The sequence below is a fragment of the Niabella insulisoli genome (assembly GCF_039652435.2).
Classification (GTDB): domain Bacteria; phylum Bacteroidota; class Bacteroidia; order Chitinophagales; family Chitinophagaceae; genus Niabella; species Niabella insulamsoli.
In genome coordinates this window covers 4,185,340-4,211,146 of record NZ_CP190246.1, presented here as the reverse complement: position 1 = coordinate 4,211,146, position 25,807 = coordinate 4,185,340, and the positions used below count along the sequence as shown (strand labels likewise).

18 protein-coding genes are annotated in these 25,807 nt (G+C 45.5%); 5 read left to right on the top strand and 13 right to left on the bottom strand.

Translation table 11 applies throughout. The annotated features are described in order from the left end of the window. Positions 1-8: 8 nt before the first annotated feature. The 7 genes from ABDK00_RS17890 to mqnC all read right to left on the bottom strand — a co-directional run bounded on the left by ABDK00_RS17890 (position 9) and on the right by mqnC (position 10,090). Positions 9-284 (bottom strand): hypothetical protein, encoded by a 276-nt coding sequence (locus ABDK00_RS17890; RefSeq protein ID WP_346235960.1) that lies wholly within the window; start codon positions 282-284, stop codon positions 9-11. A gap of 112 nt (positions 285-396) precedes the next feature. Then, on the bottom strand, positions 397-4,158 hold the full coding sequence (locus ABDK00_RS17885; RefSeq protein ID WP_346235961.1) for an SNF2-related protein: 3,762 nt from the start codon (positions 4,156-4,158) through the stop codon (positions 397-399). Positions 4,159-4,442: 284 nt separating this feature from the next. Further along, positions 4,443-5,156 carry a DUF4198 domain-containing protein gene (locus ABDK00_RS17880; RefSeq protein ID WP_346235962.1) on the bottom strand — a complete coding sequence of 238 codons (714 nt, stop codon included), beginning with the start codon at positions 5,154-5,156 and terminating at the stop codon, positions 4,443-4,445. Positions 5,157-5,257: 101 nt separating this feature from the next. Continuing rightward, entirely contained in the window at positions 5,258-5,827 is a 570-nt protein-coding gene (locus ABDK00_RS17875) for a pentapeptide repeat-containing protein (protein WP_346235963.1), read from the bottom strand. 26 nt (positions 5,828-5,853) lie between these two features. Beyond that, positions 5,854-7,467: a Na+/H+ antiporter gene (locus tag ABDK00_RS17870; RefSeq protein WP_346235964.1), complete on the bottom strand. Its 1,614-nt coding sequence runs from the start codon at positions 7,465-7,467 to the stop codon at positions 5,854-5,856. Positions 7,468-7,510: 43 nt separating this feature from the next. Next, positions 7,511-8,800, bottom strand: a complete 1,290-nt coding sequence (locus ABDK00_RS17865) for an NAD(P)/FAD-dependent oxidoreductase (protein WP_346235965.1) — start codon at positions 8,798-8,800, stop codon at positions 7,511-7,513. A 165-nt stretch (positions 8,801-8,965) separates the two neighbouring features. Continuing rightward, positions 8,966-10,090: a cyclic dehypoxanthinyl futalosine synthase gene (mqnC, locus tag ABDK00_RS17860; protein WP_346235966.1), complete on the bottom strand. Its 1,125-nt coding sequence runs from the start codon at positions 10,088-10,090 to the stop codon at positions 8,966-8,968. A gap of 179 nt (positions 10,091-10,269) precedes the next feature. Here mqnC and ABDK00_RS17855 point away from each other — a divergent pair, with 179 nt between their 5' ends. Continuing rightward, complete coding sequence (locus tag ABDK00_RS17855) at positions 10,270-11,562, top strand: retropepsin-like aspartic protease (RefSeq protein ID WP_346235967.1); 1,293 nt, start codon at positions 10,270-10,272, stop codon at positions 11,560-11,562. A 45-nt stretch (positions 11,563-11,607) separates the two neighbouring features. Next, positions 11,608-12,846, top strand: coding sequence for a pitrilysin family protein (locus ABDK00_RS17850; protein ID WP_346235968.1), 1,239 nt, complete (start codon positions 11,608-11,610; stop codon positions 12,844-12,846). Here the strand turns inward: ABDK00_RS17850 and ABDK00_RS17845 are convergent. From ABDK00_RS17845 to ABDK00_RS17835, 3 genes are read right to left on the bottom strand one after another with little or no spacing between them, the layout of a single operon-like run. Next, a complete protein-coding gene (locus ABDK00_RS17845) occupies positions 12,828-13,499 on the bottom strand; it encodes a LytTR family DNA-binding domain-containing protein (protein WP_346235969.1) in 672 nt (223 codons plus the stop codon). The genes ABDK00_RS17850 and ABDK00_RS17845 overlap by 19 nt on opposite strands. A gap of 33 nt (positions 13,500-13,532) precedes the next feature. Then, positions 13,533-13,838 carry a hypothetical protein gene (locus ABDK00_RS17840; protein WP_346235970.1) on the bottom strand — a complete coding sequence of 102 codons (306 nt, stop codon included), beginning with the start codon at positions 13,836-13,838 and terminating at the stop codon, positions 13,533-13,535. Between the two features lie 36 nt (positions 13,839-13,874). Next, positions 13,875-15,344 carry a sensor histidine kinase gene (locus tag ABDK00_RS17835; protein ID WP_346235971.1) on the bottom strand — a complete coding sequence of 490 codons (1,470 nt, stop codon included), beginning with the start codon at positions 15,342-15,344 and terminating at the stop codon, positions 13,875-13,877. A gap of 172 nt (positions 15,345-15,516) precedes the next feature. On the opposite strand from ABDK00_RS17835, the gene ABDK00_RS17830 reads away from it, so the two are divergent. Continuing rightward, complete coding sequence (locus ABDK00_RS17830; RefSeq protein ID WP_346235972.1) at positions 15,517-16,791, top strand: pitrilysin family protein; 1,275 nt, start codon at positions 15,517-15,519, stop codon at positions 16,789-16,791. On the opposite strand, the gene ABDK00_RS17825 is transcribed toward ABDK00_RS17830, so the two are convergent. Continuing rightward, complete coding sequence (locus ABDK00_RS17825; RefSeq protein ID WP_346235973.1) at positions 16,792-17,856, bottom strand: DUF4421 family protein; 1,065 nt, start codon at positions 17,854-17,856, stop codon at positions 16,792-16,794. Positions 17,857-17,950: 94 nt separating this feature from the next. On the opposite strand from ABDK00_RS17825, the gene ABDK00_RS17820 reads away from it, so the two are divergent. Together ABDK00_RS17820 and ABDK00_RS17815 are read left to right on the top strand one after the other, a co-directional pair. Continuing rightward, positions 17,951-19,939 (top strand): dehydrogenase E1 component subunit alpha/beta, encoded by a 1,989-nt coding sequence (locus tag ABDK00_RS17820; RefSeq protein ID WP_346235974.1) that lies wholly within the window; start codon positions 17,951-17,953, stop codon positions 19,937-19,939. A 36-nt stretch (positions 19,940-19,975) separates the two neighbouring features. Further along, positions 19,976-20,563, top strand: coding sequence for a Crp/Fnr family transcriptional regulator (locus tag ABDK00_RS17815; RefSeq protein ID WP_346235975.1), 588 nt, complete (start codon positions 19,976-19,978; stop codon positions 20,561-20,563). A gap of 59 nt (positions 20,564-20,622) precedes the next feature. On the opposite strand, the gene ABDK00_RS17810 is transcribed toward ABDK00_RS17815, so the two are convergent. Further along, positions 20,623-22,251 carry a RagB/SusD family nutrient uptake outer membrane protein gene (locus tag ABDK00_RS17810; protein ID WP_346235976.1) on the bottom strand — a complete coding sequence of 543 codons (1,629 nt, stop codon included), beginning with the start codon at positions 22,249-22,251 and terminating at the stop codon, positions 20,623-20,625. An 11-nt stretch (positions 22,252-22,262) separates the two neighbouring features. Beyond that, on the bottom strand, positions 22,263-25,730 hold the full coding sequence (locus ABDK00_RS17805) for a TonB-dependent receptor (RefSeq protein WP_346235977.1): 3,468 nt from the start codon (positions 25,728-25,730) through the stop codon (positions 22,263-22,265). Positions 25,731-25,807: the final 77 nt, after the last annotated feature.

The following is a 25,807-nucleotide window of genomic DNA, read 5'->3' as shown; positions in this document are numbered from 1 at the left end:
CCGCCCTTTTAATTATTGATTTTCCAGAACCTGCCAAAAAGCCCAACATATTTTTCTTTGCTGGCCGCCGCTATGAATTTGCCTTCCACGGAAGTGGTATTGTAATAAGTAATCAGTGCGTTGGAATAAATCAAATTGTTTTTATACTCGATTAAAGGGGGCGACGCAAGCCTGGCTACGTTGGGCTGGATAAAGGCGGTAAAGTCTTCCTCCTTCGGGTTGGTGAAGAAAGCGATGAGAATGGCTGCAATGACGAGCAGCGAAACCAGTCTGCGAAATTTCATATTTGATAATATTTGTTTCCTGCGGCGGCTCGTTTAGCTTGCCGCTTAAGCCCGGCGGCAGCGCATTTTCGGGGCCGCCGCCAGCTTTTTACAATTAATGTAGGATGACGGATTAACTAAATAAATACTCTACATCTTCCTTCGTCAGCGACTTCACAAATCCTGATTCGTCCGAAATAAGGTCTTTGGCCAGCGCTTTTTTCTTTTCCTGAAGTTTGAGAATTTTATCTTCAATGGTATCGCGGCAAATCATCCGGTAGGCGAAAATATTCTTGGTTTGCCCGATCCTGTGTGTTCGGTCGATCGCCTGTTGTTCAACGGCGGGGTTCCACCACGGGTCCACGATATATACGTAGTCGGCTGCAGTAAGGTTCAAGCCCACGCCGCCCGCTTTCAGGGAAATAAGAAAGACGCGCACTTCGTCGTTGTTCTGAAAATTCTGTATCGCCTTTTCTCTGTCCGGTGCGGAAGTGCTGCCGTCGAAATATTCATATTTAACGCCAAGTTCGTCCAGTTTTTGTCGAATTAAGCCCAACATACCGAGAAACTGTGAAAACACCAGCGCTTTGTGGTCGCTCATATCTTCAGTAATCTCCCGGGCAAGTTCTTCTATTTTGATCGAGTGATTTTCGAAAACATCTTCTTCGTTCAGGATGGCGGGCGAGTCGCAGATCTGGCGCAGCTTCATCAGGCCCTGCAGAATGGTGAGCTGAGATTTGCCCAGGCCCTGGTTGTCGATTGTGCCCAGAATTTTGTCCCTGAAGTCATTCCTGTAGGCGTCATAAATCCGGCGTTGTTCATCACCCATTTCACACCACAAAATCATCTCTTGTTTTTCGGGAAGATCTTTGGCCACCTGTTCTTTGGTGCGCCGCAAAATGAAGGGGTAAAGGATTTTCCGGAGATGCTCCTTACGGTCCTGTTCGCCCAGCTTGTCAATAGGGATGGCAAATTCCTGCCTGAAAAATTCGATGCTGCCCAACATACCGGGGTTAAGAAAATTCATCTGCGCATAGATATCAAAGGTATTGTTCTGCAAAGGAGTACCGCTCATACACAGCCGGTGCTTTGCGTTGAGCAGCGAAGCCGCACGCGTTACCTTGCTGGCGGGGTTTTTAATCGCCTGGCTTTCATCCAACACCAGGTAATCAAACTTTACATTTAAAAACAGCTTGATATCGCTTCTTAGCGTACCGTAGGTGGTGATGGTAATATCGTATTTAACGATTTCTTCATAACTCCTCGTGCGCGAACTGCCGTGGTGAATATAATGCGTGATGCCGGGCGCAAACTTTTTAATTTCGTTCTCCCAGTTATAAATAAGCGTTGTGGGGCAAACCACTAGCGCCTTCATTTCAGGATTGTTGCTTTTGTAATGCTGTAAGAAAGAAAGCGCCTGAACCGTTTTACCCAAACCCATATCGTCGGCCAGGATGCCGCCCCAGTTGATGTTTTGCAGGTAGTTGAGCCATTGAAAACCTGCGATCTGGTAAGGGCGTAAAATGGGTTGTAAATGTTCGGGTGGCGGAACTTCGTAAATCTGCTCGAAATCTTTCAGGCGGTTATATTTTTCTTCCAGCTCAAAGTGGAGCTCCTCCTCATTTTTGAGTTCAAACAGCTCATCGATCACACTTTTATGATATTGCGAAAGCTTCAATTTGTTGTTGTTGCCTTCACCTACTCTGAAAAGTAAAGCGTATTTCTTCAACCATTCATCAGGCAATATGCCGAGCGAACCATCATTGAGCTGCACATATTGCTGCTTGGCCGCCAACGCTCTTTTAACTTCTGCAATAGATACTTTTTGCTCCCCGAAAATAATATCAACTTTAGCGTCAAACCAATCGGTGTTGCTACTGATAAATATTTTGGTTTGCGGCTTCGCTGTATTGAAACGGAAATTGCGCAACGCTTCGTGTCCGAACACGGGCACCTGCATGTCTTTCATCGCATCCACGAACAGGAAAAACCAGTTTTCTTTCAATATTTCCGCGCCCTTCAAAGCCAGCGTGCCCTCGTCTTCATTGGCAATAAAATTAGAGTGCAGATTGCGAAGACGTTGAATAAAAGCCTCTTCTTTTTCTTTATTCCTATGGATAGCCAGTACTTTTCCGCCTTCCGGAATAAGCATGGTTGTTTTCCCTGTAGAACTTGTTTCGTGTCCTTTATAAGAGAACATGGGCCGGAAGATGAGATAATCGCCACGTTCGGTGAGAAAAAGCTTCACTTCAGGGTCGGCGCCTTTTAAAGTTTGCAACAAGGAGGGATCGAAATCTGTTTTATACTCTTTTGACAGCGGCAAAATAAATTCATTGAGCTGCTGTGGCCAGGCTTCCGGCGATATAGTGATTTTACCGGTTTTTTTAAAAGGCTTAATTAGTTCTACCGTATCCGCATCCGGCATCGAAAAAAGTTGGTGATTATAGAGGTAGATGAGCGGCGTTTCCGCTTCGTTTTCTTCTATGCCGTGCACCATGCCGCGGGTGCGCACCAGGCATTCACAAATAAAATTGTCTGCTTCTTTATCGATATAAAACTCAATCGACACGGGCGTGTCAATCGCATCTACGCTTTGCAGGTTTTGCGTAATAAATTTCTTCCCGGAAGGAAGCAGAAAGGCCAGCGCCCCTTCGATTGCATCTGCAAGTAATTTTTTAATCCGTGGTAAAAGATACTCGGTCGCCAGTTTTTGCTGCTCTTCGTTTAATGCTTCCTCGAGTTCGCGCCCTTCGAGCAATTCAGAAAAAGGACTGTTGCGGATGAGATATTTTTTCAATTCGGCGTCCTGTAGTTTTCTCACATTGTTGAGCAGCGCTACATCGGCTTCACTATAATCGCTGGTGTCGATATATTTCGAAATATCGAGCAGCTCCACATTTCCGGCGAAACTCGAATCATCTTGGGCTGCTTCGCCCTCCACCACGTCAATTGAAAAATAGGGAAATGTTTTTTTATTAAAATTGAAAACAAGCCCCAATCGCGTCGTTGACTTCGCCGGCGCTTCTACCTCCACATCAGTTTCTTCCGCAACTTCGGGTTTGGCTTGAACGGCGCTACGCGAAGGGGTCAGCGCGCCGGGCGTATTTACGCGCTTGATGCTTGCATCCAAAACACGTAGAAAAGGCTTGCCGTCTTTAAATACAAATTCAAACTTGCCCTTCAGGTTGTCGGCCAGCGAATAACCATACGCTTCGAGTAGTTTATTTTTTTCAACATCGCGGTTGCGAATGGTATCAAAATAATCCGCGCCGTGTTGCTTGATGAGCTGCATGAACACAATTACTTTCGGCAGGCAAAGCGGATATTCTGTGTCTTCATAGTCGCAGCTCGTGTCGAAACTCCTTTCCGCGTTTTTTCTGATCACGACCGTATATTCTTTTTCATGAACCGTTAACACGGCTTTCACCGTTTCGTCTTTGGCCGATACAATCTTGGCCTTTTTTTTCTGCAGAAACTTTTCAGCTTCATTAAAACTTTCGCTGCTGCAAAGAGCGCGCAGCGACCGCAGGTCCAGGTTTCTGGGTTTTACAACCGTGTGGCGCTGGTCGTAATAAACTTCTTCATCTCCCAGCTGGCCTTTGTCGAGCAGCTCCTGCAGTTGAAATAAGGAAGCCACTTCGTGCTTACAGATTTCTCCCAAATTGTAGGGGCAGGTGCAGCGAAGCGCCAGTTGCTTGGGGTCGCTGTATTTCTGAATATAAACTTTGTAGAAACTGCTGTACGTATCATCTTTCACTCTAAAAGTGAGATTCCCGGTTAGCTTGTCAAATTCAATAAGCTCAACAAAACCCAACGCATGGGTTTTCTTTCCGCGTCTGATAACTTCGTCTGTTCCGTTTGTGTAAACGTGTTTTAAAATGTGGGGTAATGCCAAAACTTTTTTCTTTTATTTTCCAGTCGTGTAAAAATCGTCTGAATCAGGGCCGGCGGTTGAGTTGCCTATTTGATCAACTCGTATTCCTAAGCCTTCCTGCCTGATTGTGCGAGGACAATCGGCAAAAATAAAAGAAAGATTTTCGCTTTTCCGAATGTTTTGCAGAATATTTTATTTTGCAGCAAGAGCTGAAAAGAATGTGTTACCTTTGTGAGTTTTTTTTCTGAAAGCCTTAGCCCTGCGCAGCCTTCCACTCATATGTAGCACTAGGTTTTCAATTTTCATTACTCCGTTACGAATAACATATAAGTTGCAGCGTTAAAGGTCTTTTCAATTTTGTTACCATTTTCCTCTTTTGCCGTATTGTCGGTGTGAGCGATTTCTACCTGGTATTTTCCTTCCCATAATGGAATGAAACTTACTTCGCCGGCTTCGTTTGCCCAAAGCGTTTTGCTCCATCCGTTGGGTGCAAATACTTTTATCTCTTTATGTTTTGCGGGTTTGCCTTCGAATAAGGCGCGCACTTTTACTTCACCACCTTTTTTAACTGAAGCGGCATCTTTATGAAGCAGGCTTAACAGGTTTTTATTAGCAGTGGGTGCATTCCCCTTATCGCCAGAGCCCACTTTTACCGTGGCGCTGCTGAAGTAGTAAAGTTTGGTGCCATGATAAAGATCTTTTACCGGATGTTCGAGGCTGATGGTATAAACCCCGTCCTGCGTCGGCGTAAAGCTGGTTTTATAATGATCGGAAGCCATGGCTGTAGCTAAAGTAGTGGAGGAGCCGTCAGGAGCAATCGCAACGATTTTAAAGTTTTTCAGATCAGAAAACCATTGCGCTGCCGGGGTGATGTCTTTATCGGCATATTCGCCAAAAAACACTTTTACTTCCTGCGCTTTGTTTTTTTGGCCGACAGGCTGGGTTTCAATCCAAATCGCGTGGGCCCACATGAGCTGGCAGGTGCATAACATCAATAATACTAAAACTACTTTTTTCATGTTCTAAAAATTTATGGGTAAAAGTAGGCCGCAGTATCGCCGGTTCATTTACAAAATGCGGAAAATTATTTACGAAGAAGGAAATTTTTTTCGCAACCGGTTTAGGTAATGTCTAATTTGTATTTGGTAAGCAGCCCCGCCAGGCCGTCTCGCGAAAATTTTGCTTTGCGGACTTTGTTGCGGTCCGGGTCGATGCGGTAATTATAAGCGCTGCTGAAATCTGCTTTTTCGAGAATGCTATTATCAAAGTTGGCGTCCTTCAGGTCGCATCGTTGAAAAGCGGCCTCGGTAAGATCTGCCGCTGTGAAATCCGCTTCGTGGATAACACAATCGAGAAATTTTATCTTCCTCAATTTTAGTTTATAAAAAGAACAAAAATTTAGCGTGCATTGTGTAAAATGTGCAGCAAAAAGGAAGTCGTTGCAGGTGTCAAAGCGCAATCCCAGCATTTTACAATGATCGAAGGTCACATCGCGCAGACTTGTTTCGTGCAAAACGGCGTTGCTGAGGTTACAATGAATAAAAGCGCAGTCGATAAAAGAGCTTTTGCTCAGCACAACGCCAGAAAAGTTGCAATTTTTAAATTGGCAGTTTTCATACTCCGCAGTCTGAAAAATATCCTGCGTATAATCTTGGTTGTCAAAAACCTGATCGATAAAGTAATGTTCCATGTTTGCAAATAAAAGATAAAAACCCGCTACACTTCTTTACTTCGAAGCCGCGCTTCCTCGAGGTCTAGTTCGCGTTCTTTTTCGCGGATTAACTCTTCGTCGAAACTGCGCTGCTGAAGATATTTGGCAAGTTCTGTCCTTTTGATGCTAATCAGCTCCAGCAGCATTTTTTTCAGGCGGGGCGCGGTGCTAAGGGCCGGCTTGGTTTTGCCCGCTTTAATACCTTCCAGCTTCTGGCTGCTTATTTGAATAATCCTTTCGTACCGATTTTTGACCGCACGGAAATGTTCGTCTTTTTCAAGATCTTCCTGAAAATGGTTATCGATATAATGCAGCGAGGTCTGCGCAAGCGATAATTTGATCATCTGCTCATCCAGTCGTTTTTGCCCTGCGGTCTTATCTTCTATTTTTAACCATTTCAGAAGCGGCCCGATGGTGAGGCCCGGAATTACCAGGGTAATCAGGATGGCGACAAAAGTGATAAATAAGATAAAAAAGCGAAAGGGGAAAATTTCATCTTCCTGTATAAAAAAGGGAATCGACAAAGCCGCGGCCAGCGACACCACACCGCGCATGCCACACCAGGAGATTAAAAACGCTTCTTTGCCGGTGAGCAGCTCTCCTTTGAGCGGTTTCTTTTTATGGATAAGCCTTCTGAAGTAATTGATGCTGAACACCCAGAAAATGCGAATGAGAATGACTGCAACGCCAATCGCGACGCCATACAACAGGGCGTCTTTAATCGTATTGTGGGTAAAGTATCTTGATAGGTAAGGCAATTGCAATCCGATCAAAATAAAGATAAACCCGTTGAGCAAGAAGGTAACGGTTTCCCAAACGCTATTCACGTTGAGGCGGGAGCTATAAGAAAAGATGCGATGAGAATGATAGCTGATAAAAAGGCCGCCCGACACTACGGCCAGTACGCCGGAAAAATGAAAATGCTCGGCTACCATATACATTACAAATGGCGACACAAGCGTGAGCGCCGTGTCGATCGCTGTGGTAGTGGGAAAGAACCGGTGGATGAGGTATAAAATGCCGCCGATGGCGAGTCCCACAAAGATGCCGCCGATCGCCATCAGGAAAAAACTTTGCGTGGCATCGAGAAGGTTAAAGCGGCCCGTCATCACGGCCAGCAGGGCGAATCTAAACACAATTAGGCTGGAGGCGTCGTTTACCAGGCTTTCGCCTTCGAGCAGCGTTACTATATTTCTGGGCACATTCAGCCTTCTTAACACCGAGGTTGCCGCTACGGCGTCGGGTGGTGAAATAATGCCTCCCAAAACAAAACCGAGCGCCAGCGTAAAGCCGGGAATGATCGCTTGGGACAAAAAGGCAATAATCGTAGACGTGAAAAAAACCAGGCCAAACCCAAAGCGGGCGATCGGCTGCCGCAGCCGCCAAAAGTCGGCCCAGGGAATTTGCCAGGAAGCCGCAAACAGCACGGGCGGTAGAAAAATATAAAAGACAATATCCGGATCGATTCTCAAATCGGGAATACCGGGAACAAAACTAATAAGCAGGCCCCCGATGACTAAAAAAATCGGGTAAGCTACTTTCAGCTTATTACCCAGCATGGTGAGCAGCGTAATAATAAAAAGCAGCGAAATAACCAGCAACAGGTTTTTCTCAAGCATGTACTAATTTAATCAAAAAATGAAATCCGGCTTCGCCCATAAATTATGGGCTGGGAGCTTTATCCTTATCCTGCGGTTGTATGATCATGCGGAAGGATTGATCTTTGCTAAAATAAGCAATCACCCAGTTGCCAAACGTGCGCAGCCGGTTTTTGACCGTGAGCAGCGACATAACGTGTATAAACAGCCAAACTGCCCAGGCCAAAAAGCCGTTGAAATGGAATTTGGGTTTGGGAATATCTGCGACTGCTTTGTTGCGGCCAATAATGGCCATCGAACCTTTATCGTTATAAACAAAGGCTTTCCTGTCTGCTTCATTCCGGGATAAATTTTTTGCCAATAATTTGCCCTGCTGTATGGCCACTTGTGCCACTTGCGGATGGCCCTTGGGAAATTGCGCGTCAGTCGTTTGAAAACAGGTGTCGCCAATGGCGTAAATATTTTCTGAACCAATGAGTTTATTAAAGGCATCAACGGTCATGCGTTTGCCAGGCCCCAGGCTTTCTGCGGGAATGCCCTCAAACGCAATTGCCGACACACCGGCGGCCCAGATCAGGTTTCGTGTTTTGATGGTGATCGTTTCATGATCGGTTAAAGTCACTGTTTCACCATCAAAATCTTTTACCCGCGTTTGCAATAGCACTTTTACACCCAATTTTTCGAGCGATGTTTTTGAATAATGCTGCGACTCAACTGACATTGGCCCTAACACTGCGTCGCCTCCATCTACAAGAATAATATCGCTGAAACCTTTTCCCAATTCGGGATAGTCTTTGCGGATAATGCTTTGCCGCATTTCGGCAAACATCCCCGAAACTTCGACGCCGGTAGGCCCCGCACCTGCCACCACAATCGTGAGCAATTTTTTCTTTTCTTCCACATCCGCAACGCGGGTTGCTTCCTCCAGCCGGTTTAGCAAAAGGTTCCGCATCGCCAATGCATCACTTAATGTTTTCATCGGAATGGCATGTTTTTTTACATTCTCCATGCCGAAATAATTGGTTGCAGCTCCTGTAGCCATTACCAGTATATCATAGTGCAATTCGCCGTTTGACAGGATGACTTTGTTTTCGGCCGCAACCACCTGTTGTAATGCGGCCATGCGAAAACGAACATTATCTCTGTGCCTTAAAAATTTCCGGAACGGATAACTAATGCTTGAAGGCTCCAAAAACCCGGTAGCTACCTGGTATAAAAGCGGAGGGAAGAAATTATAATTATTGAGATCAACCAGTGTAATTTCAAAACTTTCGTTTTTGGCTAACTGCTTTACAAAATTTACACCTGCGAAGCCGCCGCCAATCACTACTACTTTTTTCTTCGTTGTTTGCATAGTTCCATCCTTTTAAATTACATGGCAATCCAATTCTGTTTATTATTGAACCAATGAAGGAAATACTATCAATATTCTTGCCACGCCATTCCGGATCATGAATCAGGCGTTAAGCTTTGCAGGCGCTAACGGGCTCACTTGCGTTTCTGCCATTTACTGGCCTACCTAATAATTAACGACCTGCTCCTCGATCGTTTCAGGGATCGCGCGCCACTGATAAAGCTGGTTGCGCAACTGGGGCTCAAAGCCGGCATCCCTGATCGCATCCTGGATAGACTTATAGGTAAACCTGTGCGGTGCGCCGGCTGCGCTCACCACGTTTTCTTCGATCATAATACTACCAAAGTCGTTAGCCCCCGCATGCAAACAAAGCTGTGCCGTAGGCTTCCCCACGGTTAGCCAACTGGCCTGTATGTTTTTTATATTGGGCAGCATGATGCGGCTCAGCGCAACCATTCTTATATATTCTTCGGCGGTAGTGAGGTTGTGTACGCCGCGAATCCGGGTGAGCAGGGTGTCCACATCCTGAAAAGTCCACGCAATAAAAGCAAGAAAACCATTTGCGTTTTCGGGCTTGCGGCTTTGCACTTCACGTATTTTAACAAGGTGCTCAAACCTTTCTTCAATGGTTTCCACATGCCCAAACATCATTGTGGCGGAAGTGGTAATATCGAGTTTGTGGGCTTCATGCATTATGTCGAGCCATTCCTGCGCGCCGCATTTGCCTTTACTGATCAGGCGGCGCACACGATCAATCAAAATTTCCGCGCCTGCCCCGGGCAGCGAATCCATCCCGGCTTCCTTCAGCGCCTTTAAAACTTCGTGATGCGTGCTTTTTTCAAGTTTGGTAATATGAGCCACTTCTGGCGGGCCTAAAGCATGCAGCCTGATATCAGGGAATTCTGATTTTATTTCTTTGAATGTATCGACATAATATTTTAATCCTAAATCGGGATGATGCCCGCCCTGCAACAACAACTGGTCCCCGCCATATTTTATGGTTTCTTCAATTTTCTTCCGGTAAGTGTCCATATCCGTGATATAGGCTTCTGCGTGGCCGGGGATTCGGAAGAAATTGCAAAACTTGCAATTGGCAATACACACGTTTGTGGTGTTGACATTGCGGTCGATCTGCCAGGTAACTTTGCCATGCGGCACCTGCTTTTTTCGCAGTTCATCAGCGATCAGCATCAACTCGCTCAATGGAGCATTATGGTATAAAAAAACACCTTCTTCTACACTTAAAAACGCGAAAGCGGACGCTTTCTTATAGAGATCATTTAAATCCATAGTCGGAAAAGAAATTATAAGCAAAGGTACGGAAAGCGGGGGTGACAATAAAGTAGTGAAGATAATCAAGCCGCACTGTTTGAATATTTGTCAAAGACGTGCCGCCGCACTGCTATAGCCTATGGCGAAAATGCCGGAAGGTGTTTTTTAAAGCAGTATCTTTAAGTACGATTTTTGCGATGAAAAAAGTAGTTTTTCTGATACTGATTTTACTCATAGCCCGCTTCGCCCGATCGCAGGAAGAATTTATTGACCCTCCAAGCCGCGAATTAACGAAGGTACACTTTACGCAATTTACCGGCGGCGTCATCGTGTTTAAAGCCTTGCTGGACCAGTTTCCCGATTCGTTGTCTTTTATTCTTGATACGGGTAGTGGCGGTATTTCGCTCGATTCAACAACCGTGGCGCAGCTCGGCCTACAGCCGCCCGAGCCCGAGCGGCTGATCAGGGGGATTGGCGGTATTCGCCGGGTAGGGTTTTTAAAGAATCGGACGCTTACCATTAATAACCTGCCGGTTGACAGCCTGAATTTTCATGTGATCGATTATGACGTGCTTTCTGCGCTTTACGGGGAAAAGATAGACGGCATCGTGGGCTACGCGGTTTTAAGCAGGTTTATTTTGAAGATCGATTACGAAGCGCATGTGCTCACCTTTTGCACCAATGGCTCGATCCGGTATCCGCGCGGCGGCTTCACCATGCGGCCGCGGCTAACCACAATTCCTTACCTGGCTGCCGAAGTGCGCGACGCTACCGAGCACGATTTTAATTATTTGTTTGATATTGGCGCCGGGCTCACCGTGCTGTTTTCAGAAGACTATATGCAGGAAAAAAAATTCCAAAAATCGAAACGGAAACGATATCTCAAACAGGGAGAAGGCCTCGGTGGCCGGGTAACATTTGACTTCAGTGTTATGAAAAGTCTTAAAATAGGCCCTTACAAATTCAGGAATGTCCCGATTAATATTTTTGATGATGAGCACAATATTACTTCCTATCCGCAGATCGGCGGCATTATTGGTAACGACATCTTCAGGAGGTTTAATTGTATTTTGAATTATAAAAGCCGGCAGATACATTTAACGCCCAACAAATTTTTTAAGGATCCTTTTGACTACGCCTACTCGGGGGTGGAGCTGTATCAGATAAACGGAAGGATTGTGATTGGGGATATTCCAAAATCCTCGCCCGCCGATAAAGCGGGGCTTTTGGCCGGCGACGAAGTCATCGCCGTCAATAAAAAATTTGGCATGTCGCTCAACGATTTAAAACATGCGCTTCAATCTACTTATGGGCCTGTGGAAGTGATTGTAAACCGACAGGATTCCGTGCTGGTGAAAAAAATGAAGGTTATTAATATTTTGAATGGGAAAGCGATACCCAATCAAACATTGCCCAACCATTTTCGCGACGGGTATCAGATCCGCGTAGGTGCGCCCCGCGATCCGTTAAACAATCTGCCATCCCATTAAACCTATTTGTATGGCCGCAATCAGAAATCGTCTTACTTTCGCAGGATGGTTCAGTTTGAAAAATTTGTATTGGAAAATGGCTTGAGGGTGATCGTGCACCAGGATGCGTCTACACCGCTGGCCGTGATGAATATTTTATATGATGTGGGCGCGCGCGATGAAAACCCTGATCAAACGGGCTTTGCCCATCTTTTTGAACATTTAATGTTTGGCGGATCCATAAACATTTCCGACTACGACGAGCCGCTTCAAATGGCAGGAGGAGAAAATAATGCTTATACCACCAACGATTTAACCAATTATTATATTTCCCTTCCGGCTGAAAACCTGGAGACCGCTTTTTGGCTCGAGAGCGATCGCATGCTATCGCTCGCTTTCGATGAGAAGAGCCTAGAAGTACAGCGTAAAGTGGTTTGTGAAGAATTTAAAGAACATTATATTGATAAGCCTTACGGAGACGCCTGGTTTAAGCTGCGCGAACTGGCGTATCAAAAGCATCCTTATAAATGGATGACCATTGGAAAGGAGCTTTCGCATATAGAAAATGCTCAACTCGCCGACGTAAAAAATTTCTTTTTTAATCATTACAGGCCTAATAACGCCATTATGGTGGTGGCGGGGAATGTTACTACAGCTCATGTTAAGGCGCTGGCCGAAAAGTGGTTTGGAAATATCGAACCTGGTCAGGAACTGGCGCGCCATCTGCCGGTTGAAGAAAAGCAACTTGAGCAAAGAGTGGCTGAAAAAAAGGCCGAAGTGCCGCTGGATGCGTATTATAAAGCCTGGCATGTGGGCGGCCGGCTGAGCCCGCAATATCATGCAATGGATTTACTAACCGATATTTTGGGGGGCGGCGAATCTTCACGCTTGTATCACAAACTGGTAAAGCAGTTACAATTGTTTGTCAATATTCAATGTTATCACTTCGGAAGCCTTGATCCGGGGCTTTTGTGTATCGAAGGTAAATTGGTAAAAGGCGTAAAATTAGAGGATGCCGATGCGGCGGTCGAAGCTATCATAGCAGAAATGAAGGAGGCGGCTATATCAAACGAAGAGCTTCAAAAAGTAAAAAATAAAACAGAAAGTATGCTGGCTTTCGAAGATATGAGCGTTTTGAACCGCGCTACCAGCCTGGCTTTTTATGAGCTGCTGGGCGACGCCAATATGATGAATACTGAATTTCAGAAATATGCAGACGTGACCGTGGCGGATATTCGCAACGCAGCCATCGATATATTTCGCCCGGAAAACAGCAACCTGCTGTTTTACTTTGCAAAAAACTGATAAGTATTACCAATCGGAATTTCAGTAAGTCCGATCAACACCGCCTGTTTACTGAACTTATCGACTTTATCATTTGCAACGATAAAGCTTCGGTGGATTCTTGTAAAGCTACTTTCAGGAAGCAGCGTCAAAATATCGTTGATGGTCGACCGGGTCATTACCTTTTGATGATCTGTCAGCACAACGTTCAGATAGTTGCCTGAAGCTTCGATATAAAGTATATCTTTCAGCATAATTTTAACCTGCTCATAGCCGTCTTTCAAGAAAATATAATCATCGCCAGAAGTGGCGCCGGCTTTAAGCAGCAGGAGCTCGTTGGCTTTGGTACAGGCTTTTAAAAACCGCGCAAGCGAGAACGGTTTAAGCAGATAATCTACCGCCGCCACTTCAAAGCCTTCTACGGCGTGTTCGCTATAAGCCGTGGTGAAAATGACCATGGGCGGCGAGGAAAGCGATTTGAAAAATTCGATGCCGCTGATATCGGGCATTTTAATGTCTAAAAATAAAAGGTCGGCTTTCTGCTTTTGCAGGAAACTTAAAGCATCAAAGGCATTGGTGAACGTAGCTTTCAGCTCAATGAAAGGGACTTTGGCGGCGTGGCTTTTAATAACTTCCAGCGCAATGGGTTCGTCGTCTACTGCAATTGCAATCACTATAAATAATTATCCATTAAAGTTACTGATTTGTCAGGGCTTCACGGCGCTGATTGGAGTCCAGTTTCCGTTTTCCTTGCGAAAAGTCCTGGTGAGCACATGCCTGCCCTGGTCATCATAGTAGAGGCTGTCCAACGATTGCGAGGCGGCATGTGGTGTTGAGGATCGCGTCAGCACAGATACAGGCTTTTTATCTTTTTTTCTTAATTTTTTAATGATGACGGTTTCTGTTTTTACGCGCCCCGAGCGTACGGTACGGGTTTCGGTTTGCGTGATATAATTGTCATCGCAGGAAGCAAAACAAAACAGTATAAAAAGTAAACTTAAAGACCAGGGCATTATTATATCTTTTAATTGGTTTGGCACGAAGGGCGTTTAGAGCTGTATGGTCAGATGTACAAAAAATTCTTTGGCGCTTTCCCGAATGATCAGTTCATGCTTTTTAGGATAAAGTAAAGCCAGCCTTTGTTTTACGTTGATCAGGCCGATGCCGCTTTTCATTTTCTCCGGATCGTATTCGTTTTTTGGATGCACGCTGTTGGTTACATCAAAGTATAACATCCGCTCTTTGGTGTGCAATGAAATGTTGATATAAGAGGGCTGTTGCAGACTGATGCCATGTTTGAAAGCATTTTCAACAAAAGGGATCAGCAACATCGGCGAAATGTCAAGCCGGTTCACCTGCTGTTCAATATTGGTTTGCAAGACCAGATGAGGCGATGTGGCCAACCTCAGTTTTTGAAGGTCGATATAATTGCTCAGGTAGTCTATTTCTCTCGCTAAAGCAATTTTGTCCTGCAGGTTTTCGTGCAACATAAAGCGCATCATGTCGCCCAGTTTTTGGATTCCTTCGCTCGTGCGGTCAGCATTTTCCTGTAAGGCGGTGCCGTACAAAGTATTTAATGCATTAAAAAGAAAGTGCGGATTTATTTGCGATCGAAGAAAGCTGAGATTGGCCTGCGAAGATCCCAGCGCCGACTGTAGCACAGCTTTTTCGCTCCTATTGCGCGAGATATATAAAATCAGCGGCAGCGCCACAAAAAGCGTCAGAAAAAAGAACAGGAAAAAAGGAGGGGCGAAATCGTTGCTGCCTACAATGCCCATACAAATGGCTCCCGCCAGCACGCTCATTAAAAAAGTAATCAGCAACGCCCGTACCCAATAGGTCTTGTTTTTATACGGCTTGTTGCCGGCATGAGGCAACAGGTAGCGCATGTGGAGCCACACGAGCAAAGCGATGTAGGGAATGCCGACGCCAAAAACAGCTACGCCGCCCGGCTCATTGTTGCCGCCAAAAATTATCATAAGGGCCACCCATGAAGCCACGGCTAATACCACGCTCCACACCTTTTTAGTATTCCGGCGGGCTTTGGGCTGGCGGGCTAATGCCGCAAACAGCAATTCTTTCAGCAGATAGTAAACAATGTACAGAATAAAAATAATAGCAACTGTAGTAAAGCTATCCACAAAAATGTCGTTGTACAACTCGTCTTTTGAATTAAATTTTCCAAACTTCCAACCGTCAAGATAAGTGTTGCTGACCGCGACCAAGGTAGCCACTATGAGGTATGTCCCAAAGAAACTTCCGGCTTTAGCCCAGTCATCTCTTTTCTCATCTACAAACCGCGTTAAGAAAATAAATGCGGCGTAATAAATAATAATCAGTGCGGTTGCAGGCAAAAAGAAGTGCTTGTAAAAGTCGTATTGTATATCATATTCTGAAAACCAGAAAGGTTGATGCCCCCCGGCGTTTTTGCTTTCGATCAGTAATCCAAGGAACAGGCCTGCGGCAACGGCTGTGGCGATCCAAAACTCAATTTTGTTATATATTTCTCTGGCTTTCATATTTGTCTTTTGTAATGCAAGATTAAAATCTAAATGGCGCGCAGCCGCTGCGAATGTGATGAAATGCTGTTAAAATGTGATGAATAAGCCTTGCTTTGATCAAATGACATTCATTACAGGCCCAATGCTATGAACTATCCGTTATATTTGCTCCCTTAATTTCTATAGATACATGCTCAACAGAACGGTCGCGCCATCCATTGTGGATGCCGTAAATTTTAATCTTCAGCTTCAGCCCTATCAAAAATATACTTTGAAAAATGGTGTGGATGTTTATGCAGTAAACGCCGGCGCCGAGGACGTGCTGCAAATAGAATGGTATTTCGAAGCCGGCAATTGGTACGACGGGAAAAACCTCGAAGCAGCGCTTACTAATTTTTTGTTGAAAAATGGAACCACTTCCAAAACGGCCTTCGACATCAATGAGCATTTTGAATATTATGGCGCTTATCTCAACCGGAATTGCGGCGCTGAGTTTGCGAATGTGACGCTGCATACTTTATCGAAACATCTTGAAGCCGTGTTGCCCGTGGTGCGGGAGATTTTTTCGGAAGCGGCCATGTTGCAAACAGAGATGGATATTTCTGTTCAGAATATGAAGCAAAAGCTGGAAGTAAACCTCAAAAAGAGCAGCTTTGTTGCCGGCCGGCTGATTGACAGTTATTTGTTCGGTGAAAAACATCCGTATGGACAATTTAGCCGTTATGAAGATTTTGACGCATTAACGCGGGAAGATCTCATCAACTTTTATGAACAATATTATAAACGAGGCGCCTTCAAAATTTTTGTAGCAGGCAAGCTGCCGGCCAATCTTTTTGCGCTGCTTGAAAAATATTTTGGAGATTTTGATAACCAAAAGCCGGAGCCAAAGCTGCATGCGGTTCATCCTCATCTGCATAAAAAACACCGCCTCATCAATGATGAAAAGAGTTCGCAGGGTTCTATAAGAATGGTGAGGCCTTTTGTGAACCGGAAGCATCCTGATTTTTTGAGTGCGCAGGTGTTGAATATTTTATTTGGTGGTTTTTTTGGAAGCCGGCTGATGGCCAATATCCGCGAGGATAAGGGATATACTTATGGCATTCATAGCTACCTGATGGGTAACAGGCATGAAAACGGCTGGATGATAACCACAGAGGCCGGGCGCGACGTGAGCGAAGCCACCATCAGCGAAGTGTATAAAGAAATGGCGCTGTTGCGTGAGGAGCCTATCGATGAAGAAGAATTGATGTTGGTGAAAAACTTTATGATGGGTTCGATTTTGAACGATCTTGACGGGCCTTTCCAAATTATTGCCCGCTGGAAGAATATTATCTTGAATGAATTGGAGGAAGACTTCTTCGAAAAGTATATTTCAAATATCAAAAACATCTCGGCAGCAACCCTGCAGGAAACGGCCACAAAATATTTAGTGGAGGATGATTTCTATGAGCTCGTTGTCGTTTAGCTAATTTACTAAAAAGCCAAGGCCCACCTTGTTGATGATTTTTTTAGCAAAGCCGGTAATTTTAGGAACCGTTTTGCCTGCGTTGATACGCCTTACATACATCAGCTTGTAATTGTCATTGTAGTTTAAATAACGCGCATCGGTTTCTGAGGCTTTAAAAAATAAGCGGTTCGAAACATACGACAACGCGATGCCCCAACGATCAGCATTATAACCAATGGCGCCCTTGGCTTTAAAATTGGGGTTAAACTTCCAGGTTGTTCCCAGTTGATTATCAGTGTCCCATTCTTTAATATAGCTAACGTCCGCATTAAGCGAAGCCATGGCTGTCGCAAACAAGTGCTCTTTGGCGACAAAAGTGTAGCCATATCCCAGGCCTGGCCCGAAGGTGATAAAACTAAGTTCGCGCACATTGGCATGAGGGTATTCAGCCGCCAGCGCGGAGGGGATAAACGCGCTGTCGCCTTTAGCTTTGCCATAAAAAAATTCTCCTCCGTATAATAAGGATCCTGCCGACTTTTTCTGCCGGGCATCCAGCAAAAACGGAGCCTGCGCTGTAAACCGGCGGCTCTTATCTATTAAAGTAACGGTGGTTCCATAAAGCTCTGTTTCAATGTCGGGACGCACATAATAATTGCCCCGGGTGTAAAGCGCGCTATTATCAGTTCCCACAAAAAGCCCTTTATACTTTTGAAAATAAATATCAGCCAGGATCTTGCGGCCCGTAACGCTCAGTTGCAGGTTGAGCTGTTTTGTTTTTCCTTTGTCGTCCGTATAGGAAGGGTCAAGCTTGCCAACACCAAAGGTTCCCGATAAGGTTAAAAAATCGTGGCCGGCCGAAAAGCCAAATCTGCCCGGGCTGTTAGAAAGATACCGAAACGCGTGGCCGGCATCAGGCGCATTCATTTTAAAAGCGGTACTTTTTTTTACGAATAAAGCGCCCAATGTAATTTTATCGCGATAGGAAATATAATAACTCGTATCGTATCGATCTATTTGGTACTGAGCATGAAGCTCGCTATGCAGCACAAAAAGTGTAAAAGCAAGAGGTAGAAGTTTTTTCATATACGGTATCGCAAAATACAATAATTACGACGTATTAATACAATTTCTATACCATTGGCGATTTGCGATCGTTTAAAAAACCTAGGTTTGTATCATGCAATTCGAGCGAAAAAGTTTTTCCAATGCGCAATTGGTACAAATGTACCGCAGCCTTGTTTACCCCAGGCTGATCGAAGAAAAAATGCTGGTGCTGTTAAGGCAGGGTAAAATAAGCAAATGGTTTTCGGGCATTGGTCAGGAAGCGATTGCCGTTGGCGCCGCGCTTTCGATGCAGCAAGACGAATGGATCTTGCCGCTGCATCGGAACCTGGGTGTTTTTACAACCCGGAAATTGCCTTTGCATAAACTTTTCAATCAATGGGAAGGTAATCAAAACGGTTATACCAAAGGCCGTGAGCGCAGCTTTCATTTCGGCAGCCGTGAACATCATATTTGCGGCATGATATCACATTTGGGCCCGCAGCTCGCCGTCGCCAATGGCGTGGCTTTGGCCCATCAGTTAAAAAGCGAAAACAAGGCCACACTGGTATTTACGGGTGAGGGCGGCACCAGCGAAGGCGATTTTCACGAGGCGCTCAATATGGCATCGGTATGGGATTTGCCCGTTATTTTTTTAATAGAAAATAATGGTTATGCGCTGAGCACGCCTACCAGCGAGCAATACCGCTGCATTCAGCTTGCTGATCGGGCGAAAGGATACGGTATGGAATCAGTGGTGATTGATGGTAATAATATTTTGTCTGTTTATGAAACGATTAAAGGCGTAAGGGCTTATTGCATAAAAAATCAAAAACCTTACCTGATCGAATGCACCACATTTCGCATGCGCGGCCACGAAGAGGCGAGCGGCACAAAATATATCCCGCAGGAATTATTTGCGCTTTGGGAAAAGAAAGATCCCGTGCTGTGTTTTGAAAAATTTTTAATGGAGCAGCGGGCGATCGATGAAGAAGGAATATTAAAAATGAAGGAGCAGTTATCCGCAGACGTGGAACAGGAACTGGCACTGGCAAAGACTAGCGCCTTGCCTGTTGCTATCAATGCTGAAGCTGAGGCCGCTGATATTTTTGTGCCGCATCAGCAAAGCGAAATTTTGCTAAATGTGGACGAAAACAATATCGCTGAAAAGAAATTTATAGCCGCCATCAAAGAAGCGCTGCATCAAGCGCTGAAAGAAAATGACCGGCTAATTGTGATGGGCCAGGATATTGCTGCTTATGGCGGCGCTTTTAAAGTAACAGAAGGCTTGTTCGAAATTTTTGGAAAAGACCGAATAAGGAACACGCCGATTTGCGAAAGTGCGGTTATCGGCGCTGCGCTGGGGTTGTCGCTCGAAGGATATAAATCGGTGGTGGAGCTGCAGTTTGCAGATTTTGTAAGTATGGGATTTAATCAAATCGTTAACAATCTGGCAAAAGCGCATTATCGATGGGGCCAGCAGGCCGATGTGGTTTTGCGCCTGCCAACCGGAGGCGGCGTGGGCGCAGGCCCTTTTCACAGCCAAAGCACCGAAGCTTGGTTTGCACATGTGCCGGGTTTAAAAATAGTGTACCCCTCAACACCGCGCGACGCGAAAGGCCTTTTGATCGCAGCGATCAACGATCCCAATCCTGTCCTGTTTTTTGAACATAAAGCATTATACCGAAGCCTTTCGGATGCCGTTCCCAACGAAATGTTTGAAGTGGAAATAGGGAAAGCCAGGTTTGTGCAAAGAGGTGATGATGTTTCGATTATCACCTACGGGCTCGGCGTGATTTGGGCGGAGCAATATGCAGCGTCGCATCCCGATATATCGATTGAAATCCTGGATCTCAGAACACTCGCACCGCTGGACTATCAGGCCATCGAACAGACTGCAGCGCAAACCGGTAAGGTTCTGGTATTGCACGAGGATACGCTGACCGCTGGCATTGGGGCAGAAGTTGCCGCCTGGATTGGCGAGCATTGTTTCAATGCGTTGGACGCGCCCGTCATGCGTTGTGCCTCGTTCGATACGCCGGTTCCTTTCAATAAAGATCTGGAAGCTAACTTTATGGCCGAATCGAGATTGGATGAAAAGGTAAGGCAACTGATCAATTATTAACATCGGGTTTCATTCAATCAGACGAAAGCATTGAGTATGAATCAGGAACTTCTTATACAAAGTATTGCAAAGCGCGTGCCGCTGACCGCTGATGACGAAAAAACGATTGGCGGTGTATTAAAACCGCGCCGGCTAAAAAAGAAAACCTTTCTGCACCAGGAGGGCGAGGTGCAGCAGCAGGTGGCGTTCATCAATTCGGGTTGCCTTCGCAGCTATTCAATTGACAAAAACGGTACCGAGCATATTCTTCAATTCGCGCCGGCCGGATGGTGGATCGCCGATATGCAAAGCTTCTTAAACGCCACCCCGTCGGCGCTTAATATTGACGCTATTGAAGACAGTGAAATTTCATTGATTTCGCAGGCGGACCTGGAAGCGCTTTATAGGGCTATTCCCGCTATCGAGCGCTATTTCCGGATTTTGTCAGAGCGGGCTTTGGCTACTTTTCAGCAAAGGCTCATCGATGCATTAAGCCTGACCGCAGCGGAGCGATACACCAATTTCTGCCGGCGCTACCCTTCGCTCATACAAACCCTGCCTCAAAAATATATTGCTTCCTATATTGGCATTACCCCTGAGTTCATGAGCAAAATGTTGAGTCAGCCCATGAAGAAGGGGTCATAATAATTCCCATAAAAAAAGCCAGCGCATCAACGCTGGCTTTAGTATCACAAAAAGCGCAACTATTCCCAACCCGGGTTTTGCGTAAGCGCTCCCTGGCTCAGTGCAATTTCTGTGAGGGGCAACGGCCATAAGTAATCTTTATTGGGATCGAACGCGCGGCGCGATGCGTCGTGAACGATAATGATATTGTCCGAGGTAACCGGAACAGAAGTGCCGGTGCCAAATTCGGCAGGGAACAGGTAGTTGCCATACACCGTTTTGGGCAATTCTATTTCAGCGGTTTTCCACCTGATCAAATCCCAATACCTGAAACCTTCCTGTGCCAACTCTACGCGTCTTTCGCGGCGTATTTCCGTGCGCATGTTCAGTCCATTTGCGGTCACTAGTGCGTTGGTCAATGGCGCTACCTGGGCGCGGGCGCGCAGTAAGTTGATGGATTTGTTTAAATCTGCATCACTGATTGATCCGTTCAATTCATAAACCGCCTCGGCGTAGGTCAGTAAAATTTCTGCATACCGCATCAGAAAACGATCCATAATACCGGCGTTAATGGTCCAGTCCTGTTTGTTGAAGTACTTTTTAAATACAAAACCTGGTTTATTAAAAGCCAGACTAGGTGTGTTAAAAGTTGGCTGGGTAGCGGTATACTCGTCACCCCTTTTCATTACGGTGCCGTGCAGGCGAAGGTCCCGGTTGTTAAAATAATCTTCCGACTTGGTCGGTGTGCTATAAAGCGGTGATTTGTCGATCGGTAAACCGTCGCTCATCACATAGCTGTCTACGAGGCTTCTGGTCGGGTTAATTTGTCCCTGCTCAATTTGACGAGCAAAAGTATTTGTGGAAACCCGGTTGTCGTAGCTGATGCCATATTGCCTTACCAGCATGGTTTCTTTATTAGCTTTTCCTTCGGCTTCGGGTCTGAAGGCTTCCAGATAAGTGGGGTAAAGCGCATGCTCACCAGAATTGATCACCTGCAAAGCCGCATCCCGGGCCAGTGTCAGGTGTTTATTCGGATCTCCGTAGCTGTGAAATTTAGAACGGGTTCCTTCAAATAAGGCCGCTCTCGCTTTCAACCCCAAAGCGGTGGTATAGGCGATTCTTCCATAATCTGCGTCAGGAATATTGGCAAACTTGGGCAGATTGGCCGCAGCAAAATCGAGATCGGTATAGATTTGATCAAAGATGACACTTCTGTCAACAGCTTTTTCATAAAGCTCGGGTGATTCATCGTTCAATGTTTTTAGAATAAGCTGAATGTTCCCAAACTTCTGAATCAAGTCAAAATAGCCCCATGCTCTGAAAAAACGCGCTTCCGCCTGATAGCGTTTTAATGCAGCATCGCTGATCACACCTTCCAGATTAACGGACTGCTCGAGAAGTTTGTTGGTAGCGCGTATTAACGTGTAGGGGTTATTATATTCCGCTGTTGAGCTCGGCACAATGCGCGAGCCATCCGCGATGGAATTGGTTGACTGGCCGAAGGAGTTATCAGACCAGTTTTCTTCCGTATTATGCCCATCCAAATATGTATAAAAATAATTGGCGGCGAGTTTAAGATCGGTTTCTGTTTTCCAGTAGGTATCGTCGGTAATATCCAGCTCAGGATATCTTTCGACATCGCAACTCCCAAGTGCAAAAAGGCTGATGAGTGCGATAGATATATAATATTTCAACTTAATTTTTTTCATGTTGTACTAATTTAGAAAGTTACGTTGATGCCAAAGCTGGCGGTGGCAAAATAAGGGTAGTCGTTAATCACACCGTTTCTGGCCTCTGGGTCATAAACTGTTTCAAATCCTTTCATCTTGGTGAAAGTCAGTAAGTCCTGGCTGGTAAAGAAAACCCTCATGCGATTGCAGGCAAACTTCTGTGTAAACCTTTGAGGGAGCGTGTATCCGATTTGCAGGTTTTTTACCCTCATGTAGGCCGCGTTGAAAATCCATTTATCAGATGGAACATAGTTGTGGGTTGCTTGATAAAAAGGCCTTGGAAACAAAGCATTTTGATTTTCGGGCGTCCAATAATCGCCATGAATTTTCATAGGCATTCTCCACGACTCTCCCAAGGGTGACAAGTACAGGTACGTAGGCATAAAATTTCTTTTACCCACACCTTGCAGGAAAAGCTGGAAATCAAAGCCTTTGTATTCGGCACCCAGGTTCAATCCAAAAGAATAACGGGGCGCATCTGTTCCGATATAGACAAGGTCGCCATGATTTTCAATGGTGCCTTCGCCCACGCTGATTGCGCCATCACCGGTTAAATCGATATACCTCACATCTCCGGGGCCTATTATTTTGTTATTCCCGGTTAAAGAAGGAGCCTGGTCGGCCTCGGTTTGATTGGCATAATAGCCATTGGTTTGATATCCCCAAAACGTATTCAGCGGATAGCCGGTTAAAAATTGTACCCGGCCTGCGCTTACAGACTGGCGGTTACCAAATTCAACCAGTTCATTTTGATTGTCAGATAAGTTAAATCCAACATTCATATTAAAGTCGTTGCCGATTCTGGTGCGGTAAGCCAATTCGGTTTCCCATCCCCAAACCTTTAATTTACCGATATTTTTTCTCGGAGGGTTTACGCCCAGTACTTCAGGAACCGGAACCGAGGCCGCCATGTTTTTGTTCCATTTGATAAAATATTCACCGGTAAAAGTCAACTTGTTTTTGAATAAAGCCAGGTCGATACCATAGTTGGTCATTTCGATATTCTCCCAGGTAATCACGGCTGAAGGAATAGAGGCCTGGAAATAATAAGGGCTATTCGACCCGCCCAGGATAAGGCCTGAACCGAGGTTCAATGTATTGGCCCACGAGAAGTTTGCAAAGCCGTCGCCAAGGGCGCCACCCAGCCGGCCCCATGATGCTCTGAGCTTTAACTGGTCGATCGTGTTGCCGGCAAAATTAAACCAATTTTCATTATGCATATTCCATGCTCCCGACACAGCGCCGAAAGATTGCGATTGGAATCCGGGAGCGAGTTTAGAGCTTTGGTCGTAGCGGAAAGTTCCCTCTACCGTATAACGGCGTGCATAGCTATAGTTCAGTCGTCCAAATCCGGACTGGAAAGCGAAGGCTCCGAAGCTTTGTCCGTTATTTCTATTGATCTGCTCGCTATGAATGAGAGCGGGAATATCATTATTAAAAAGATTGCTGGCCGAAGCGCTAAATCCTTTCAATTCGTAATCCTGGAATTCATAACCGGCGATCGCATCAATATCATGCCTTCCGCCAAAAGAAGTATTGTAAGAAGCGAGGTATTGGATATTAGATCTTTTGATCGTACTGGTGGCTTCCGAATAACTATTGGGGTTATTTACGATTGTATTGGGCACATCTACCATGTTAGTATCGGTGTTGTACAGTTGAACGTTTCTTCTGAACGCCCTGTCATCGTCTCTGCGATACTGCGCGCCTACTACAGCCTTTAAGGTTAGGCCTTTTAGCAGGTTTTTGATGGATAACGCCGCGTTGGCATCAAACCTGTTTTCGCTAAAAGTTTGAAAGCCGCCTTCCGTAAGATCAGCGATAAGTTCATCCTTATAATTGCCGTTGGGCGTGTAAAGCGGGTTTCTTTGCCTCAGCCTTGTAATCTTGTAAACGGTACTATAATCACCGCCCAAAGCAGCGCTCGATTCGGGAGCGTCGTAATATTTATTCAGATAAGCTACGCCGGTCTCAATTGAAATATGTTTGGTTAATTTGGCATTGACCTTTAAACGTCCGTTATATCTTTTTGATTCATCACGTCCTATTTTCAACATACCCTGCTCGTTCAGCAGGCTACCCGAGAAAAAGTAATTTAGTTTGTCCGTCCCACCGCTCAAAGAGATATCATAGTTTTGAGAAGGCGCATAATCGTACAGCAGAATATCCTCAGGAGGCGTCTGGTTGTAATAAACAAAACTGTTGGTATTCGGATTCCTGGGCCTTGCAAAAGGAACGCCGTTGCGGATATTTTCCAAATCGATAGAATCGTATTCTGCATTCCTGTTACCGGTGGCGTTGAAATGCGCTAACCGCACAAACAGCGCTTCGTCGATCAGCGACATCCGCTCTGGCATGTTGATCGGCTTTTTCCATGAAAAAATAGAAGTGGCGTTGAGCTTTGGTTTTCCCGAAGTTCCGTTTTTGGTAGTAATCACAATGACACCTCCCGAAGACTGAGAACCGTAGATCGCTGCGGAAGCCGCATCTTTCAAAACCGAAATGCTTTCGATATCGTTAGGGTTTAAGCGGGTAAGGGCGTCAATACTGGTGCTGATACCATCCACTACTACCAGCGGCGACACATCACCATTGGCGGAGGTTACACCTCTTAATTGGATGCCAATTCCTTCCCGGCCCGGCTCGCCATTATTTCTGGTGATGATCAAACCTGGTGAAACCCCTTGTAAGCCCGTGGCCACGTTGGTAATGGGGCGGTTTTCTAGCCGCTCTCCGCCGACCGTCGATACGGCGCCGGTGATATTTGTTTTCTTCTGCGTTCCATAACCCACCACAATCACTTCGTCGCCAATATCTTCTACCTGCACCATTTTGATGTTCAGCGCCGACTTAAAGTCAGGCGTCACGGTAACGGTTTCGTAGCCAATACGCGAAAAAACCAGCGATTCGCCCGGTTTTACATCAATCGAAAAACTACCATCATTGTTGGAAACCGTGCCTCGCGAAGTGCCCGAAACAGAGACAGAAACATCGGAAAGCGGCGCCCCGTTTTGATCGGTAACCACGCCTCTTACCACTTCGAAAGCCGATTCGGGAATGCTCAGGTACCTGGCGTTTTCGAATGCCAGCGTTTGTTCGGGGATCGGCTTGATGACGATCGATTTGTTGAACACGCTGTACTGCACAGGCTTGTTCTTCAGCACTTCATTCAATACATGGTCGATGCTTGAATTAACGGCTGTAACATCAAGTTTCTCTTTGCTATCGAGCACGTCGGCGCGATAAAAGATCTGGTAACCGGTTTGCTTATTGATCATCCGAAAAAGCTGGCTGTAGCTGATCGCTTTTTCCTTCAGATTAACCGTTTGCGAATGCCCTTCGGCGCTCACATTCAGGCAAAACGCCAATAAACAAATACTTAAAAACTTCATAATCAACAGTAGTTTTTTGAGCCTGCTTCTTTCTAAAACAATCTCGTCATCAGTTTTTCTCTTCATGATGAATGATGCCGGATCACCTCCGACCGGTTTGAATTAAACAATAATTGTAATGATGGTTTTGTTTCCAATTTTAT

Bases quoted from the DNA above. Each gene is read 5' to 3' on its own strand.
- ABDK00_RS17855 (WP_346235967.1), top strand. From the start codon at position 10,270: ATGAAAAAAGTAGTTTTTCTGATACTGATTTTACTCATAGCCCGCTTC.
- ABDK00_RS17850 (WP_346235968.1), top strand. From the start codon at position 11,608: ATGGTTCAGTTTGAAAAATTTGTATTGGAAAATGGCTTGAGGGTGATC.
- ABDK00_RS17805 (WP_346235977.1), bottom strand. From the start codon at position 25,730: ATGAAGAGAAAAACTGATGACGAGATTGTTTTAGAAAGAAGCAGGCTC.
- ABDK00_RS17820 (WP_346235974.1), top strand. From the start codon at position 17,951: ATGCAATTCGAGCGAAAAAGTTTTTCCAATGCGCAATTGGTACAAATG.
- ABDK00_RS17825 (WP_346235973.1), bottom strand. From the start codon at position 17,856: ATGAAAAAACTTCTACCTCTTGCTTTTACACTTTTTGTGCTGCATAGC.
- ABDK00_RS17880 (WP_346235962.1), bottom strand. From the start codon at position 5,156: ATGAAAAAAGTAGTTTTAGTATTATTGATGTTATGCACCTGCCAGCTC.
- ABDK00_RS17870 (WP_346235964.1), bottom strand. From the start codon at position 7,467: ATGCTTGAGAAAAACCTGTTGCTGGTTATTTCGCTGCTTTTTATTATT.
- ABDK00_RS17815 (WP_346235975.1), top strand. From the start codon at position 19,976: ATGAATCAGGAACTTCTTATACAAAGTATTGCAAAGCGCGTGCCGCTG.
- mqnC (WP_346235966.1), bottom strand. From the start codon at position 10,090: ATGGATTTAAATGATCTCTATAAGAAAGCGTCCGCTTTCGCGTTTTTA.
- ABDK00_RS17875 (WP_346235963.1), bottom strand. From the start codon at position 5,827: ATGGAACATTACTTTATCGATCAGGTTTTTGACAACCAAGATTATACG.
- ABDK00_RS17810 (WP_346235976.1), bottom strand. From the start codon at position 22,251: ATGAAAAAAATTAAGTTGAAATATTATATATCTATCGCACTCATCAGC.
- ABDK00_RS17840 (WP_346235970.1), bottom strand. From the start codon at position 13,838: ATGCCCTGGTCTTTAAGTTTACTTTTTATACTGTTTTGTTTTGCTTCC.
- ABDK00_RS17890 (WP_346235960.1), bottom strand. From the start codon at position 284: ATGAAATTTCGCAGACTGGTTTCGCTGCTCGTCATTGCAGCCATTCTC.
- ABDK00_RS17835 (WP_346235971.1), bottom strand. From the start codon at position 15,344: ATGAAAGCCAGAGAAATATATAACAAAATTGAGTTTTGGATCGCCACA.
- ABDK00_RS17830 (WP_346235972.1), top strand. From the start codon at position 15,517: ATGCTCAACAGAACGGTCGCGCCATCCATTGTGGATGCCGTAAATTTT.
- ABDK00_RS17865 (WP_346235965.1), bottom strand. From the start codon at position 8,800: ATGCAAACAACGAAGAAAAAAGTAGTAGTGATTGGCGGCGGCTTCGCA.